This is a genomic window from Pedobacter nototheniae (assembly GCF_004335085.1).
Classification (GTDB): Bacteria; Bacteroidota; Bacteroidia; order Sphingobacteriales; family Sphingobacteriaceae; genus Pedobacter; species Pedobacter nototheniae.
Window position 1 is genome coordinate 170,468 of record NZ_RQRS01000002.1, and the last position, 17,221, is coordinate 187,688.

Here is a 17,221-nt window from a genome sequence, read left to right on the forward strand (position 1 = left end):
GTCTTAGCGCTTATTTTTAGTATCAACCTCATAGTTGTACAATAAAGAACGATTATCTTTTTTAAGGTATTTAGATTTATATTTTTTGTGTAAATCTGAGGATTGTTTTACACCATTTACGATTAAATTATCTTTATTCAACTTATAAGATAGCTTGTTGGTTTGAGTAACGATGCCATCGCTTAACAATTCGCTGTTAATTTCGTCTGTATAATCTTTTCCATCTCCATTAGTTACCGTAACTGATTTGTAGGTATGCTCGCTAGTTGAGTTTGTTTTGGCCTCACCATTTTTTAAAGTAACTGGTGGCAACGGTGGCGATGGTGGCATAACTGCTGTTACAGGAGTTATTGGCGTTGGCGGTGTGGGTGGTGTAGTTGAGTTTCTGGGCATAGGAATGGCGATGGGTGTTGGCGGTGTTGGTGGCACAGGCAAGCTCTTTCCTTCTTTTGCATATCGCTTGGTATCTTCTACATATTGCGCTGCATCTTTAGCAAATTGCGCTGCATCTCTGGCATATTGTGCTGCATCAGCCGCGTAACGCTTTTGATCTTCTTCGTACCTTTGTTCATGTTTAGTAGCTTTTGCATCATTTATAGCACGTTGCTTATCTGCCGCTTGTAAAGCTTTATCATTTGCCAATATTTGCTCATCCATAGCACGTACTTTATCAGAAATTGCTTTTTCAAGATCCTCTGGGGATTGATTTTTTCCGGCAATGCTTGTTTCTTTGCTTTTAACGGTTTTATTCTTTTTAGTTGTGTCTTGTACTATTGTGTTTTCAATAGTAGTAATTGCAGTAGAAATGTGTTTTGTAATGATGCTTTTTGCTTGTCCTGCGTTTTTAAATGCAGCCGTACACAGCACTACAAAAACGAGTGCTACGGTTAAAATTGTCTTTTCCATTTTATTTAGGGTTGATTTGGTATCGAATAACATTCTGCTGGCTCTATGCAACAGATTATTTTTTTTGCCGGTAATGGCCATAGCGTAGTTGGGTACACTTTGCTTAAATTCCTGACAAAAGATTAGGGCTTTAACATAGTTTTTACGATCGTTAACACAGGCAATCGCTAAATCATCACAACAGTGTTCTCTTTCGGTTTTAATTAATTTTGAAACCCATAATACGGCTGGGTTAAAGAAAAATACGATTTCTATAAAGCTTTGTAGAAAATTTACCAGGTAATCTTTACGTTTAATATGCGCAAGTTCATGAGAGAGTATTGCTTCTACTTCGGGGCTTGATAAGCCATTTATTAATCCAAGGGGAATTAAAATTAAAGGTTTAAAATGTCCAACAGCCATAGGTACATCCGCCAAGCCTGATTGTAATAATTTAACAGTTTGATTGATGCCTAATTTCGCGGCAAGTTCTTCTAATTTTTCGTCCCATTTTCGCCCTGCAGCATAAACCTGGTTATTTCTTAAATGATGAATGGTATTAACCCCTACCAGTAATTGAATACTTTTTACGCAGATAATTAAAAACCAAATCATTACTATTTGATAGTTATAGGCATTCCAAAGGGAGCATATTTTATCAAGGTTTATTTGTAGCTCAGCCTTTGTTCCATCAGATATATGCTGGTTTAAGGTATTTGAAACATTGATCGTATTTACATTAACCAGCGTTTGTGCTGCTACCGATGCTCCTAATTCATTATAAAATATAACGCCAATAGCAATTACAAAAAGTGCCAGGCAAGCTGTTAGTAAATTATAACGGGTTGTTGCGCTTGCCTTGCGTGTGCTAAATATAACTATACCGCTAACAAATGCCAGGATAACACCAAGCCAAAGCGAGTGAAAAAGTGTGGTACCTAAAGCGTGAAGCCAGTTTTGAGGTAAAAGATTAAATATTTTAAATTCCATAATGGTGGTTCTTTAGAATTTTATTTACTGTTTATTAATCCATGCTATCCAATAGCCTCTTAATCTCTTCTATATCTGATTTTGATGTTTTTTCGTTCCCTAAAAGTTGCATCATTAATTTTGAAGCCGAACCTTTATAAAGGGTATTTACAAAACGATCCAGTAATTGATCTTTCGTTTTCTCCTCTGCCTCAACCGGAATGTAGATGTGTTTCATCTGACTTTCATCGCGTTTTAAGATTCCCTTTTCTGCCAAAATTTGCATCTGTTTAAGCGTAGAAGTATAGTTAACCTCTCGTTGCTCATTCAATTTATCATTTACAAACCTAACCGTTGAAGGGCCAAATTCCCACAATACCTGCAATATTTCTAGCTCGGCTTTAGTAGGTTCAGGGAGGTTATTTTCAGTTTGAGTAACTTTCATAACCTAAAGGTACGATAGTTTTCGTACGATGCAAATATTATGTTGTTTTTTTTTATTTTTTTTTAACCACGGATAGCCACAAATAAAATAAATTTATCTGTAGCTATCCTTGTTATTTGTGGTTAATAAGTTTTAGAGCAAAGAAATAACCATAAATAAATACTCTCTAAATGAATCATCTATGGTTAATATTGAGAATAAATTAGTTCTTTTTTAATGCTTTAATTACAGCAATAAGATCTTCTTCGCCATAAGTAGCCTCGGCTTGCTGAAATGTATGCAAAGCGGTTTTAGCTAAAGGGGAAGAAAGGCCTTCGTTTTTTGCTAGTTTTAAATCTTTAACAATATGCTTTAACGCAAATGCAGCCTTATAATTATCACTTGCAATAGCATCGCCTTTAATTTTCGTAAAAATATTTCCTATGGCTGCATTGTTAATCAGGTTTAATAAATCTTCGGTTTTAATGCCTTGTTCATTTGCAAATAATACCGTTTCTGCCAAGCCTTGTGTGTAATAGGCCAGCAGTGAGTTAATTGCCAACTTGGCGCTATTGCCTGCTCCAGTATCACCAACACGCAGTGCCATTTTTCCTAACTTTTCTAAAATAGGTTTTACTTTTTCAAAGGCTGCCTCATTTCCACCAACCATAACCACCAGCTGCCCAGTTTCTGCTTGCTTTACACTTCCAGATACTGGTGCATCTAAATACTCATTTCCGTTTTTCTGACAAGCATTTGCCATTTCTTTGGAAATACCTGGTGAAACGGTACTCATATTAACAATAAACTTTCCTGAAGAATTACTTTTTAGAAGTCCGTTTTCTCCGTTAAAAATTTCCTCAATAGCGTTATCGTCAGAAACCATTACAAATACTACATCAGTTTTTTCTATTAATGTTGCTGGGGTTGAAGCAACGTTTGTGCCAATATTTTTTAATGAGGCTTCCTTTTCTTTATTGCGATTATAAACGGTTACGTCGTAATCTGCTTTTAACAATTGCTCGGCCATTGGGATTCCCATATTGCCTAAACCAATCCAACCTATTTTAATATTGTTCATTTTTTATTTATTAGTGGTTTAACAAATTTGGCAAACAAAAAACTGAAATGTGTGGGTTAATCGTAAAAATGCTATTGATGGAACAAAATATAATTTAAGGATTAACTTTGTTAGCAGATATTCAAAATATGAGCAGCCTTCTTAAAAATTTATATTCTCCAGCCTTTTATGAAAGGTTAAGTAGTGTTTTTGTGGTCACGATTCCTAATTTCAATAAATCCAATTTCTTGAATGCCATTTTCACTGCTGATTTTGAAATAATGGAATTAAAGGAAAGAATGAAGCATACTTCTAAAGTATTGCATCAGCTTTTACCTGGAAATTATTCGCAAAATGTTGATTTCATAAAAAAAACCATTCAACAGTTGAAAATTAAAGGTATTGGAGAGGATGGGCTTGCTTACATGTTTTTGCCAGATTATATTGAAACTTATGGCCTTGATGATTTTTCGACTTCTGTGGAAGCGCTTGAGTTTATTACACAATTTGTTAGCTGCGAATTTGCTGTTCGTCCATTTATCTTAAAGTATGGTGATAATATGATTGCTGAAATGCACAAATGGTCTCAGCATGAAAATCATAAGGTTCGGAGATTGGCTACAGAGGGCTGCCGACCAAGATTGCCTTGGGCAATGGGAATCCCGGCGTTAAAGAAAGATCCAACTTCGATTCTTCCGATTCTTGAAAACCTTAAAAATGATCCTTCTGAATGGGTTAGACGAAGTGTGGCAAATAATTTAAATGATATTGCAAAGGATCATCCGGAAAAGGTTTTGGAAATTGCTCAACGCTGGACGGGTCTTAACAAGGAAACGGATGCAATTATAAAACATGGCTGCCGCACTTTGTTAAAGCAGGGGCATCTAGAAATACTTAAACACTATGGCCTTTCTGATGAGGGAATTTTATTATCTGATTTTAAAGTATTAACTCCCGAAATTAAAATTGGGGAGAGTTTGGAATTTTCATTTGCTATAACCAATACCAACTTAACAGCGCAAAAGGTAAGATTGGAATATGCCATTTATTATAAAAAACAAAGTGGTGAGAATACTAAGAAAGTATATAAAATATCTGAAAGAATTTATTCTGCCAATTCTAAGATAGCAATTAACAGAAAGCAAAAATTCATTTTAATTACAACAAGAAGGTTTCATTTGGGCACACATCAAATTTCGATGATTATAAATGGCGCAGAAAAAGAAAAGGTAAATTTTGAATTAAGTACTTAATTAGATTAAGGTTAGAAGTTCATCTAAGAAAGCTATTTGTTTTTCGTTAATTAACTTCACGGCATCTTGATAAGTAAACCAACCTGCTTTATCTATTTCTGGAAAGCTTTTCATTTTACCTGAGCGTGGAGGCCATTCTATTTCAAAAGAATTACTTTTTATGCTATCAGCATCAAGGTTTTGTTCTATAGCCCAGCATAAAACCTTTTTGCCACCCTTTTGAATAATGGGTTTAAGCTCAATAAAATCTCCTTTTATAGGGAACGTGGTTTCTTCTTCAAACTCTCTAATTGCCGCTTCCACTGGTTGTTCTCCTTCCATAATTTCGCCCTTAGCAATAGTCCACCAGCCAGCATCCTTTTTCGCGAAGAATGGTCCACCGGGATGAACCAGAAAAAACTCTATCTCCATATTTACTTTACGAAAAGGTAATAATCCGGCGCTTTGTTTCATTGATGCAAGTTAGGTTTTTAAACATAAAAAAACCATGCTGGTATTGCTTTTCAGATCCTCCCAAATCCTATTCGCAATACGCTATGCATGGCTAATGCTTTTGTATAAAACTTTTACTTACTGCTTAACGATAGTAAATTCAGTTCTTCTGTTTAATTGGTGCTCTGCTGGATTGCATTTTACCCCATTTGCACATTTATTTAATAACCTGGTTTCTCCATAACCAACAGCTGTAATTCTGTTTTTACTAATTCCTCTATCAATAATGTATTGCACTGCGGCATCTGCTCTTCTTTGAGATAAGGTAAGATTGTATGCATCATTTCCTCGGCTATCTGTGTGTGATCCTAATTCTATCCATATAGTAGGATTATCCTTCATTATTTTCACCAGTTTGTTTAACTCTACCGCTGCATCTGGGCGGATATTTGATTTATCGAAATCGTAGTAAATATTTTCCAGTTTAATGGCTTTATTAATTTCTATGGCTTCGAGGAATAAATCTTTTTTAAGAATAGTTGATGCGGTTAAACCTACTGTAGTAACTGAAGATCCATCGCTTCTGAAATTGGTTTTTTCTCCTATTAAAAGGTAATCAGCATTTTTTTCAAGGTTAAACTTAAACTTACCGCTTTCATCAGTTTCTACCTTTAATCCAGATCCATCGGTTTTATTTAAAGTTACAATGGCATTGCTTAATGGTTGATTGGTATTTTTGTTATAAACCGTTCCGGTTAACTTAAAGGCTAAAACCAGTTGCTGCGTAAAGCTGTAAATATCATCTCCTCCTAAACCATCAACACGATTTGAGGAGAAAAAACCTGTGGTTGCCGTACTTAAATTAAAGGTAAAGTCATCTTGTGGAGAGTTAATTGGGTAACCCAAATTTTGAGGTTCAGAAATTTTTCCACCTACAAGCTTTGAAGTGAAAATATCCAATCCGCCCATTCCTACTCTACCATCGCTACTGAAATAAAAGTTATTTTCGGCATCAAAAAATGGACTACGTTCATTTCCTTCGGTATTAACATCAGCTAAATTAATGGGTAAACCCCAATCTCCGGCGTCAGTTTTTTGACTTACATATAAATCCGCCCCACCTTTTCCACCGGGCATGTTTGAGCTAAAGTATAAGCTTTGTCCGTCGGCAGTAATAAAAGGATCACCTACTGAATAATCGTTCACTTTGTTATAGGCAAAAGGTACTATGGCACCCCATTTCCCTGAAGCATCTTTTTTACTGCTGTAAACTTCAACATTAACTGTTGCTTGCTTGCCTTTAAGAATTTTTACTTTTGTGTAATCTAATTTTTCAGGAATACGGGTTAATGTAAAATACATTTCATCACCGTTTTGTGTAAAACTGGCTGGCCCAACATGATAATCCGTTCCGGCATTTATAGGAAACAATGAAATACTATCCGAACCTATCTTTTGGTAAAGTTTTAAATAGTGGTTTCCTGTCCACCCGTAAATATTTTTATTAGGTTCTTTGGCACCATCAAATTTCAAAAATGGCTTTTCTTCACTTTGATTGTCTTTGCCTTTAATAGCTCTATCTGAAGAAAACACAATCATTCCTTTTTGTTGTATTGCGCCCCAGTCTGATTGTGGGCTGTTTAATCTTTTTTCATTATTAATGACTACCAATTTTGGTTCTTTCATCCAATGGATGGCAGAATCGCAGGAACGTAACCACATGCTTTTTAATGATGGGCTTAAGTTTTTATTTAAATCTGCGTATTTATTGTATTGTATTTTGGCTTCGCTATATTTTGAATTGGTTTGCAATGCTTTTGCATATTCCAATATATTTTCTGGCGAACTTTTTTCCATTCCTGCTGCAATGGCATACCAACTTTCTGTTTGTTTAAAATTACTTTGATATTTATAGCAAGCGCCTAAACGTTCTGCTGCATGCAGGGTAGCTTTTTTCTTATATGCTTGCTCATAAAGGTCTATGGCTTTTTGGTAATTATATTGTTCAAACTCTTTATCGGCTTCATTTAATACATATTGCGCCTTAACTTTTGCCTGAAAGCCAAGTAAAACTAAAACGCTAATGATTAATATATTTAACTTCATACTTTGTTAATTTATCTGCTATTTTTTCCAGTTATTAATTAGAAATACCTCGGTGTCATTAAGCGGATATTTCTTTTATTGAAGAAATATCCGATTGAAATTTCGTGTGTACCGCCACTGTAACCTTGCAATGGGCCGATAGAAAAATCGTAAGCATAACCAATACGTAAATTGCTGCTTGCAAAAAACTGTGCAGCTACAACACCAGAATTAAGTTTGCTTAAATCTTTTTGCAAATAGCTTTTATCATATAATTTTACGCCTGTACGGTAAGAACCTCCAAGCCATACCTTATCGGCAATAATAAAAAAGGCATTTAAATCTAAACTGGTTGGACCTCCACGGTCATCTTTTAATAAAAATGATGGTTTTAACTGAAGATCTTCATTAATAGGAAAAAGCATTCCGGCGGTTAAATAATAATGAGGCTTTGGCTGTGCTATAAAGGCATAACGATCAATATTAATGTATTGAGAAACCAAATTATCTGCCGAGAAACCAGCATAAAAACGATCATTTGAAAAGTAAACTCCTGCTCTTGCATCGGGCACAATAGTACTTTGAATGCCCACTGGTTGGTTTACCTCAAAATCATTAGGGTTTAACATAGAACCATCAATACCTAATTGTACAGCACCTACACCAACTCCAAAAGCTAATCTTGATGATCCATCATCGTTCATTGGAATGCGATATGCGTAGTTTGCATATGCCGCAAGGTTACGTTGTGCACCAATCCTATCGCTAGAAATTTGTAAGGCTAAACCAACATTACCGTTATTTGCAATTGCATCTACAGCAACAGACATGGTGGTTGGAGAACCTTGAATACCCGTCCACTGGTTACGGTAAAAAGCGTGAAGGTTTAATTGTTCTTTATAACCCGCATAGGCAGGATTAATATAAATTCCATTAAACATGTACTGACTAAACTGTGCATCTTGTTGTGCTTTCGCCAACATGATGCTTAAGGTTAGTATTGTAAGTATGAATATCTTTTTCATTTTTTATCTTAATTATTGATTTGCTCGAATGGGAGTTGGTTAAATTTTTATTGTTATTTAACCATTCAGCATCCAATCCTTAATTTTATTTTTTAAATGCTCTAATCAAAGTGATGTATCCTTTAAATACCTGCCACTCAGATCCTGCGGCTTCTTTTACTCTAAGTACGTAAAAATATGTCCCCTCGTTTAAGCCCTCACCAGTCCAATTATTTTGGTAGCCCGTAGCTTTATATACTTCATTTCCCCAACGGTTAACAATAACCAAATCATTCTGTGCAAATAATTCAAGGCCTCTAATTTCGAAGGCATCGTTGGTACCATCTCCATTTGGAGTGTATAAATTAGGAATAAACAAGGTTGAGCCTGAAATTGCAAGTTTAGTAAAGTAACCGCCATTGGCTGCCATATCAGTTGCTATTGCCACATTATTACGGGTGTGTACGCCAACTGCGGGATTAGTACCTTTCAAAATATCCCATTTATCGCCACTTATGTAGCGGGCAATTGCTGCATTTTCATCTTTAAATAAACTTCCATTGGTGTTGCTGTTGTGTTGCAAAATCATGTTTGCAGTAATGGCTGGGGAGCCATAAATATGCCATACACGATCCATTCCCAATGCCGGATTTTTAATCGCTTTATTGGCGCCAACAAAATCCTGAACGCTTACAAACAATTTACCAGCACTACCTGGGGTTAATGTGGCAGGTGTATAATCTCCTTCTTCAATACCCACTGGAAACACAAAGCCATCGCTACCTGCATAATCCTTAATCATATGGCCAGCAATGCTGTTACCGGTAACTACCATTCTGGCTTTACTGTAATTGGCAATTTTACCCGAGCTGTTAAATGCAAGGTTGTGCCCATTAAGGATAATATCTGCACGATCTACAGCTAAATCTAAAGTACCGCCAACATTTAACTCTGCTGATAAAGCACCTGAAGGATTTGCTGTGTTATAACCAGGATCGGCAACATCTGCCAGCAATATATTTTCTGCATTACGATGTTCTATAATCAGGTTGATAAAGTTGCCGTTGTTGCCATCAATATTTGTTGGGCCTGAGGCCATACCTGGATAGTATGGGTTTGTACCAGGATTATAAATAATAATTTTGCCAGTGCCACTAAAGGTTGCCCCTGGAGCTATCCATACATTTTTACTGTAAATTTCTAAAGTACCATTAATCTCCCAGTTTGCCTTTGGACCAAAATATGTGCCTTCGCTAAAGCGTTGCTCCGTCGTGCCTGCTGCAACTACAACGGTAGATTCATCTACTGTCATACTGCCAGCACCGGTTTGAGCATACGCTGTTAAACCCGCCAGAGCGAATATGGTGGATAATAATATTTTTGATATGATCGTCATGTGATATGATTTCATAATTATTTTTTCTTAGCCTTACTTGGCAACATTGGGTTTGTAATAGCCGGCCCTTGTATAAAAATTTTATGATCTTCTACTTCTCCACCCGGAGTTGCACTTGTTGGAGATAGAAGATCGCTTTGGTTTTTTCCGTAGCGCAGGCGTACATAAGTGCTTCTAATAACGCGGCTGTAAGGAACTGTCCATACTAAGTTTACTGAAGTTTGATTAGCAGGTGCTGCAACGGTAACTCTTTCGCTATCATCAAAAACACCGTTCTGATCAAAATCTATCCAACCAGAAATGTAAGCATCTTCTGAACCTTTATATGGAATGGTAGCCGTAATGATGTTGCCAGGCATATAATTAGCTTTGTAAGAAAAGCTTTTATATTTAGCAGGCCATGCATCTTCTTCATTCACACCGGCGCTTCCATTATTATTATCGCCCATTGCATCTTTACTAAATAAAGAACCTGGATCCATATCTGGTCCTACAGAACCTAAATAATCTGATGTTGGTGGAATAAGTGCACCTGGAGTATAGCTACTTGTATTTAAATTAGTTGGTGTTCCGGTAGCGATAGTCGCACTAATTCCATCACTTGATATTGCCAGGGCATCAATCATGTGTAATGGCGAGCCGTAAGATGCTGGTGCATCGCCACCATCAACTCCTGGAGGCAATAAGCCTAAGGCAATAGCCGTTAAACCACCGCCTTTTAATGTTACACTAAAAGAAACATCGAAGGTATTGGCTGCATAAGCTGTTTGATTGAAAGTTAAAAATGAAACCGCAGCGGTATTATCATCATTACCCTTAACAAATTCCATTCTTTGTTGTGTAGTACCTGTTACATTTACCTTTCTAACCTGATATGGATTTGTGTTTGCTAAATTTTTCTGTAACTCTACAATATTCCACTTTCCATCTGCGGTAGCATTAAAGTATTCGCTAGCAGCTAAAGATTCGGCATCACCAATTACCATACCTGCCAGTTTAACTGGGATACCATCTAAAGTAGCAGTACAGGTTACCGTAAAGGTTGATAATCCTCCATCGGTACCATTTCTTATGCCATTAACAAGTTGATTATTGGTACCTGTGCCACCAATGTTATACATATCATCCATTGAATCTCCTGAGTAGTTACCTGGTGCATAGCTTCTAATATCGCTGCCTACAATACCAGATATTACGGCTTTTACACAAAGGAAACGACCACCACCTACGTCGATAGAGGCATAAGATGCAGAGTTATTTGCTAATGCCTGATTATGTCTTCCGTAAGGATAAGTTGTAACATTTGCTAATGTTGAACCCCAGGTTAGCCATAATACCTGATTTTTATTTTTGCTTGTTCCACCAGTTGCAAAGGCTGCAGTTTTTGGCTGTGTAGGAAAACATTGTGCTAATGTTGCTTCACTAAAAGCAACCAATAACAATAGGAATGATAGTTTAAATATTATTCTTTTCATCTTATTTAACTGCAAAAACAATATTCATAAATGAGCCCGCTGTAACATCTGCATTTGGTTGTACGGTATACGTTAATACACCAGCTGCTGATACGGCTACTGAAGAAAAAACTGTAGTATCATACCAGGTTACATAAAAATATAATTGGTTGGCAGCAACCACAGGTAAAGCTGGTGCGCCTGCACTACTTACCGCTGGGGTACCAAATTGTTTGTTATATCTAGCGTATAAGTTTATTGTACCAAATGATTCGCCAGTAATACCCGATTCTGCAACAAACTGATCTGCAGCTGTTGGAACAATAATAGATGGCATATAAAAGAATTTAGGCATTGCTGCTGCAACTTGTTTTAATACGCCAGTACTTGGATCTGCTACTACAATTTTATCAGTTGTTGCACCAGGCTGTAACCCGCTAATGGCTAATGTATTTGCTGGTGTAGTTGATCCTCCTGTTGCAATTGTTGTTGCAGTTGTTAATGCGCCACCCAGTTGAATATTGTTTGCAGTAGATTTATTTAAACCATTATTAGCGGTTATTGCATTTGTTATGGTTGTAGCAGGAACTGAAAGCGATCCATCCGTTCCAACTACAACAGTTCCATCTCCTTGTTTTACAACACCTAATGCCGTACCGTTTGCGGTTGGAACGTTTACTGTATATTGTGTATTACCAGTTGCATTTGGTGCTGCTGGTGTTACAGTAGTATTTGTTCCGGCTATAACCGTTGTTGTTTTTTGTGCATTTGTAATTACACTTGCAGGAACTGAAAGCGCTCCATCTGCGCCAACCACAACTGTTCCATCTCCTTGTTTTACAACACCTAATGCTGTTCCATTTGCTGTTGCTACATCTACCTTATAAGTACTTGTATTACCACTTACTGTTGGGGCACCTACTGTTGTGTTGGTACCATTGGCTAAAACTGTTTTTAATTGTCCTGCTTGAATAGCGGCATCTTTTACCTCTACTTTATATTCTGTATTGTTTGCATTGCCTGCACTTGCTGCAGACGTAACCGTTGTTGTTGTACCGCTAATTACTGAACTTGTTTTTTGTCCGGCTTGGATAGCTGGAGTTAAATCTAATGCAGTAGTTGAAGCTACACCGTTTACTGTAGTTACTAATTTATTTGCAGCGTTAAGGCTTAAATCATTAGAGTTTATAATTTTAACCGGATTAGCGGTTACTCCGTTTACTTTTGTTGTTAAATCATTTATTGTAGAAGTATTTGATACAGTTGTAGCTGGAACCAAAGTAGATTGATCTACCCATGATCCTGTGTTACCTGCTCCTACTACCATTACTTGGCCGGCTGTACCGCCTTTAATCTGACTAGCGTTTAAGTTTAATTTTGTTTCATCAACATCAACACTGAAAGCTTTTAATGCCGCACCTGTTGGCGTACCTGCTAAAATAACTTTATTGCTTGCCGCAGTTACATCTGCTCCAGTTACTGAGCTTGCTGGTAAATTACCATAACTAACACCTCCCGTTCCATTTGCAATAGCAACTTGCCCATTGGTTGCTCCTGTTGAGTTTAACATAGAAGCTGTAATGGATTTATCGTTGATGGTTGCCTTTACATTTTTTAAGGTTGCACCTGTTCCATCGTTAAAGGTAATTTGATCTGATGTTAAATTGCCTGATCCAGTTACATTGGTTGCGCTAACTGTTGGTGTAGCACCAATCCAGCTTTTAGTTGTTGCATCATAAGTTAATACCTGGTTTGCTGTCGGTGCTGTTGCACTTACAGCGGTACCCTGAATTTTTTCTACTTTGGTTGCATTTGCTGCGCCAGTTACATCGCCTGCTAAAGAAATATTAGCTAAATCTGCCGATACCGTATAAGTCGTAACATCATTTGCTGTAGCTGTGGCAACTGTTGTACCTGTACCTGCTGCTACAACAGTAGTTTTTTGGGCCGATTGAATTGCTCCTTTTAAATCTACAGCTACTCCTGTTGTACCGTTAACGGTTGTTGTTAATGATGTTCCGGTTAATGTATTGCTTACCGAAGTTGCATTTGCTTTGCTTACCCAGCTTCCTTTGCCATCTGTACCTACAACAAAAACATCACCTGCAGTACCACCAGCAACCTGGTTTGCATTTAATAAACCGCCAATGTTTTGTAAGCTTAATTTCGATTCGTTTACATCAACACTTGCTGCTTTTAATAAAGCGCCTGTACCACCTGCAACCGTTACCTTATCAGATGCTGCACTTAAATCTTTACCATCTGTAGCGTTACTTACTGAAACAGATTTATAACTAACTGTTCCATCTGCATTTACGGTAGCAACCTGACCTGCTGTTGCACCAGTTGCATCTAATTTCGCAGCTGTAATTGATTTATCTTTAATAGTTAAAGTTGCATCTGCTAAAACTGAGTTTGCTAAAGTTGTACCTCCATTTACCTGAATAATTCCGTCAGTTGTAATTCCTTTTCCTGAAGTAAGCGTTGCAGGATTTACAGAAATTGTTCCTGTAGCAGCATCAATTGATAATCCTGTACCTGGTTTTACTGCCCCTGTTGTTGTTGCAGTTGCATTGTTTACGCTAACATTATAATCGGTAGTGTTACCACTTACTGTTGATGCAACAGTTGTATTTGTACCGTTAGATAACGTTGTTTTTAATTGCCCTGCTTGAATGGCGGCATCTTTTACCTCTACTTTATATTCTGTATTGTTTGCATTGCCCGCACTTGCTGCAGAAGTAACCGTTGTTGTTGTACCGCTAATTACTGAACTTGTTTTTTGCCCGGCTTGGATAGCTGGAGTTAAATCTAATGCAGTAGTTGAAGCTACACCGTTTACTGTAGTTACTAATTTATTTGCAGCGTTAAGGCTTAAATCATTAGAGTTTATAATTTTAACCGGATTAGCGGTTACTCCGTTTACTTTTGTTGTTAAATCATTTATTGTAGAAGTATTAGATACAGTTGTAGCTGGAACCAAAGTAGATTGATCTACCCATGATCCTGTGTTGCCTGCTCCTACTACCATTACTTGGCCGGCTGTACCGCCTTTAATCTGACTAGCGTTTAAGTTTAATTTTGTTTCATCAACATCAACACTGAAAGCTTTTAATGCCGCACCTGTTGGTGTACCTGCTAAAATAACTTTATTGCTTGCCGCAGTTACATCTGCTCCAGTTACTGAGCTTGCTGGTAAATTACCATAACTAACACCACCCGTTCCATTTGCAATAGCAACTTGTCCGTTGGTTGCTCCTGTTGAGTTTAACATAGAAGCTGTAATGGATTTATCGTTGATGGTTGCCTTTACATTTTTTAAGGTTGCACCTGTTCCATCGTTAAAGGTAATTTGATCTGATGTTAAATTGCCTGATCCAGTTACATTGGTTGCGCTAACTGTTGGTGTAGCACCAATCCAGCTTTTAGTTGTTGCATCATAAGTTAATACCTGGTTTGCTGTCGGCGCTGTTGCACTTACAGCGGTACCCTGAATTTTTTCTACTTTGGTAGCATTTGCTGCGCCAGTTACATCGCCAGCTAAAGAAATATTAGCTAAATCTGCCGATACCGTATAAGTGGTAACATCATTTGCTGTAGCTGTGGCAACTGTTGTGCCTGTACCTGCTGCTACAACAGTAGTTTTTTGGGCCGATTGAATTGCTCCTTTTAAATCTACAGCTACTCCAGTTGTACCGTTAACGGTTGTTGTTAATGATGTTCCGGTTAATGTATTGCTTACCGAAGTTGCATTTGCTTTGCTTACCCAGCTTCCTTTGCCATCTGTACCTACTACAAAAACATCGCCTGCAGTACCACCAGCAACCTGGTTTGCATTTAATAAACCGCCAATGTTTTGTAAGCTTAATTTCGATTCGTTTACATCAACACTTGCTGCTTTTAATAAAGCGCCTGTACCACCTGCAACCGTTACCTTATCAGATGCTGCACTTAAATCTTTACCATCTGTAGCGTTACTTACTGAAACAGCTTTATAACTAACTGTTCCGTCTGCATTTACGGTAGCAACTTTACCTTCGTCAGTAGCGGCGGCTGTTAATTTATTTGCTGTAACAGATTGATTATTTATTTTATCTGTTGTTACTGCATTATTTGCCAATTTATCTGTTGTAATTGCACCATCTTTTACTTCTACTTTATACGCAGTATTATTACCTGCAACAGTTGAAGTGGCAGATGTTGTTGTTCCATCTACAACACTTGTAGTTAATTGATTCTTGGTAACTAAACCACCTAGATCAATTACATTAGATTGTTTATTTTCGTCAGTATAAGTAAGGGTATTTTTAGTTGCATCGTATACTAAACTTGTTAAAGTTTGTTCGGTGTTTACTAAATTTTTAATCGTTGTATAAAGATCTCCTTTATTGGTAATATTAGTAACGGCATCGCCAATTACATTAATATTTACCGCTTCATTTTTTTCGTTAGTATAAGTATAAGTTCCGTTTTTATTATCAACTAAAGTGGTAATTGTTTCGTGAGCCTTTACAAGTTGATCGATGTTAATGGTTTGAGTTTTACCAGTGTTATCTACATAAGTAAAGTTTGTACCATCATAAGATACATTGCCACCTGTGTTTTTTACAATGTTTTCAATAATCTGTTTTACAGTATTATCGTTTGCAATGGTTTGAAAATTATTGATTACATCAGCAGGAACGTTGATTAAAGTAGTTTTTCCATCTTCTGCAGTATAAGTATAAGTCCCGTTTTTATTATCAACTAAAGTGGTAATTGTTTCGTGAGCCTTTACAAGTTGATCGATGTTAATGGTTTGAGTTTTACCCGTGTTATCTACATAAGTAAAGTTTGTACCATCATAAGATACATTGCCACCTGTGTTTTTCACAATGTTCTCAATAATCTGTTTTACAGTATTATCGTTGGCAATTGCCTGAAAGTTATTAATTACATCAGCAGGAACGTTGATTAAAGTAGTTTTTCCATCTTCTGCAGTGTAAGTGTAAGTTCCGTTTTTATTATCAACTAAAGTGGTAATTGTTTCGTGGGCTTTTACAAGTTGATCGATGTTGATGGTTTGAGTTTTACCAGTGTTATCTACATAAGTAAAGTTTGCACCATCATAAGATACATTGCCACCTGTGTTTTTTACAATATTTTCAATAATCTGTTTTACAGTATTATCGTTTGCAATGGTTTGAAAATTATTGATTACATCAGCAGGAACGTTGATTAAAGTAGTTTTTCCGTTTTCTGAAGTATAAGTGTAAGTTCCGTTTTTATTATCAACTAAAGTGGTAATTGTTTCGTGCGCCTTTACAAGTTGATCGATGTTGATGGTTTGAGTTTTACCTGTGTTATCTACATAAGTAAAGTTTGCACCATCATAAGATACATTGCCACCTGTGTTTTTTACAATGTTTTCAATAATCTGTTTTACAGTATTATCGTTGGCAATTGTTTGAAAATTATTGATTACATCAGCAGGAACGTTGATTAAAGTAGTTTTTCCATCTTCTGCAGTATAAGTATAAGTTCCGTTTTTGTTATCAACTAAAGTGGTAATTGTTTCGTGAGCCTTTACAAGTTGATCGATGTTAATGGTTTGTGTTTTACCAGTGTTATCTACATAAGTAAAGTTTGCACCATCATAAGATACATTGCCTCCAGATGTTTTTACAATGTTCTCAATAATCTGTTTTACAGTATTATCGTTGGCAATGGTTTGAAAATTATTGATTACATCAGCAGGAACGTTAATTAAAGTAATTGTACCGTTTTCTGAAGTATATTTATAAGTTCCATTATTATTAACAAGTGTGGTTAAAGTTTCATTTTCTTTAACAACATTTTTTAAATTAATACTTACAGGATTATTGCTAGCATCAAGATATGAAAGAATGTAAGTAGCTGGATTATATTTAATATTGGCTGCAGCGCCATCTCCAGCTCCGGCTAAAATCCATTTTGTACCATCATTATAATAGATACCAGGAACAACATCAGCAATGGTTTGGGTATTGTAAATCATCATACCTGCTACGTGTGCAGATAATGGAGAAGCATTTGTAGTTGATTTTAATGCTACTCTTGAATATAATAATCCTTTACTAGAACTCTCCAGTTCCAAAATTGCATCTTTGTTCGGAAGGTTACCATTAGCAACCGTACCGTCTTTTACCTTTTGTTGTGCAGAAGCAGCAAAAGCGCTTAACATAATTGCTAAACTAAAGATAAGGTGTCTTTTCATAATAATTACTTAAAAATGTGAAAT

The 17,221-nt window shown here is 36.6% G+C and carries 10 protein-coding genes; 1 reads left to right on the forward strand and 9 read right to left on the reverse strand.

The window, feature by feature from the left end:
- Positions 1-3: 3 nt before the first annotated feature.
- The 3 genes from EHC72_RS02690 to EHC72_RS02700 form a co-directional block, all read right to left on the reverse strand.
- A complete protein-coding gene (locus EHC72_RS02690; protein ID WP_131535945.1) occupies positions 4-1,875 on the reverse strand; it encodes a M56 family metallopeptidase in 1,872 nt (623 codons plus the stop codon).
- 34 nt (positions 1,876-1,909) lie between these two features.
- Entirely contained in the window at positions 1,910-2,299 is a 390-nt protein-coding gene (locus tag EHC72_RS02695; protein ID WP_131535946.1) for a BlaI/MecI/CopY family transcriptional regulator, read from the reverse strand.
- 202 nt (positions 2,300-2,501) lie between these two features.
- The gene (locus tag EHC72_RS02700; RefSeq protein WP_131535947.1) at positions 2,502-3,359 is read right to left on the reverse strand and encodes an NAD(P)-dependent oxidoreductase; all 858 of its coding nucleotides are present in this window, start codon (positions 3,357-3,359) and stop codon (positions 2,502-2,504) included.
- A 128-nt stretch (positions 3,360-3,487) separates the two neighbouring features.
- Between EHC72_RS02700 and EHC72_RS02705 the strand changes: the two genes are divergently transcribed.
- Complete coding sequence (locus EHC72_RS02705) at positions 3,488-4,591, forward strand: DNA alkylation repair protein (protein WP_131535948.1); 1,104 nt, start codon at positions 3,488-3,490, stop codon at positions 4,589-4,591.
- On the opposite strand, the gene EHC72_RS02710 is transcribed toward EHC72_RS02705, so the two are convergent.
- The 6 genes from EHC72_RS02710 to EHC72_RS02735 form a co-directional block, all read right to left on the reverse strand.
- Positions 4,592-5,044: an NUDIX hydrolase gene (locus tag EHC72_RS02710; protein ID WP_131535949.1), complete on the reverse strand. Its 453-nt coding sequence runs from the start codon at positions 5,042-5,044 to the stop codon at positions 4,592-4,594. It lies immediately after the preceding gene.
- Between the two features lie 117 nt (positions 5,045-5,161).
- Positions 5,162-7,129 (reverse strand): OmpA family protein, encoded by a 1,968-nt coding sequence (locus tag EHC72_RS02715; protein WP_131535950.1) that lies wholly within the window; start codon positions 7,127-7,129, stop codon positions 5,162-5,164.
- 38 nt (positions 7,130-7,167) lie between these two features.
- Positions 7,168-8,133 carry a PorP/SprF family type IX secretion system membrane protein gene (locus EHC72_RS02720; RefSeq protein WP_131535951.1) on the reverse strand — a complete coding sequence of 322 codons (966 nt, stop codon included), beginning with the start codon at positions 8,131-8,133 and terminating at the stop codon, positions 7,168-7,170.
- 85 nt (positions 8,134-8,218) lie between these two features.
- Positions 8,219-9,523 carry a gliding motility-associated C-terminal domain-containing protein gene (locus EHC72_RS02725; protein WP_131535952.1) on the reverse strand — a complete coding sequence of 435 codons (1,305 nt, stop codon included), beginning with the start codon at positions 9,521-9,523 and terminating at the stop codon, positions 8,219-8,221.
- A gap of 2 nt (positions 9,524-9,525) precedes the next feature.
- A complete protein-coding gene (locus EHC72_RS02730; protein ID WP_131535953.1) occupies positions 9,526-10,983 on the reverse strand; it encodes a CshA/CshB family fibrillar adhesin-related protein in 1,458 nt (485 codons plus the stop codon).
- Between the two features lies 1 nt (position 10,984).
- Entirely contained in the window at positions 10,985-17,197 is a 6,213-nt protein-coding gene (locus EHC72_RS02735; protein WP_131535954.1) for a beta strand repeat-containing protein, read from the reverse strand.
- Positions 17,198-17,221 lie beyond the last annotated feature (24 nt).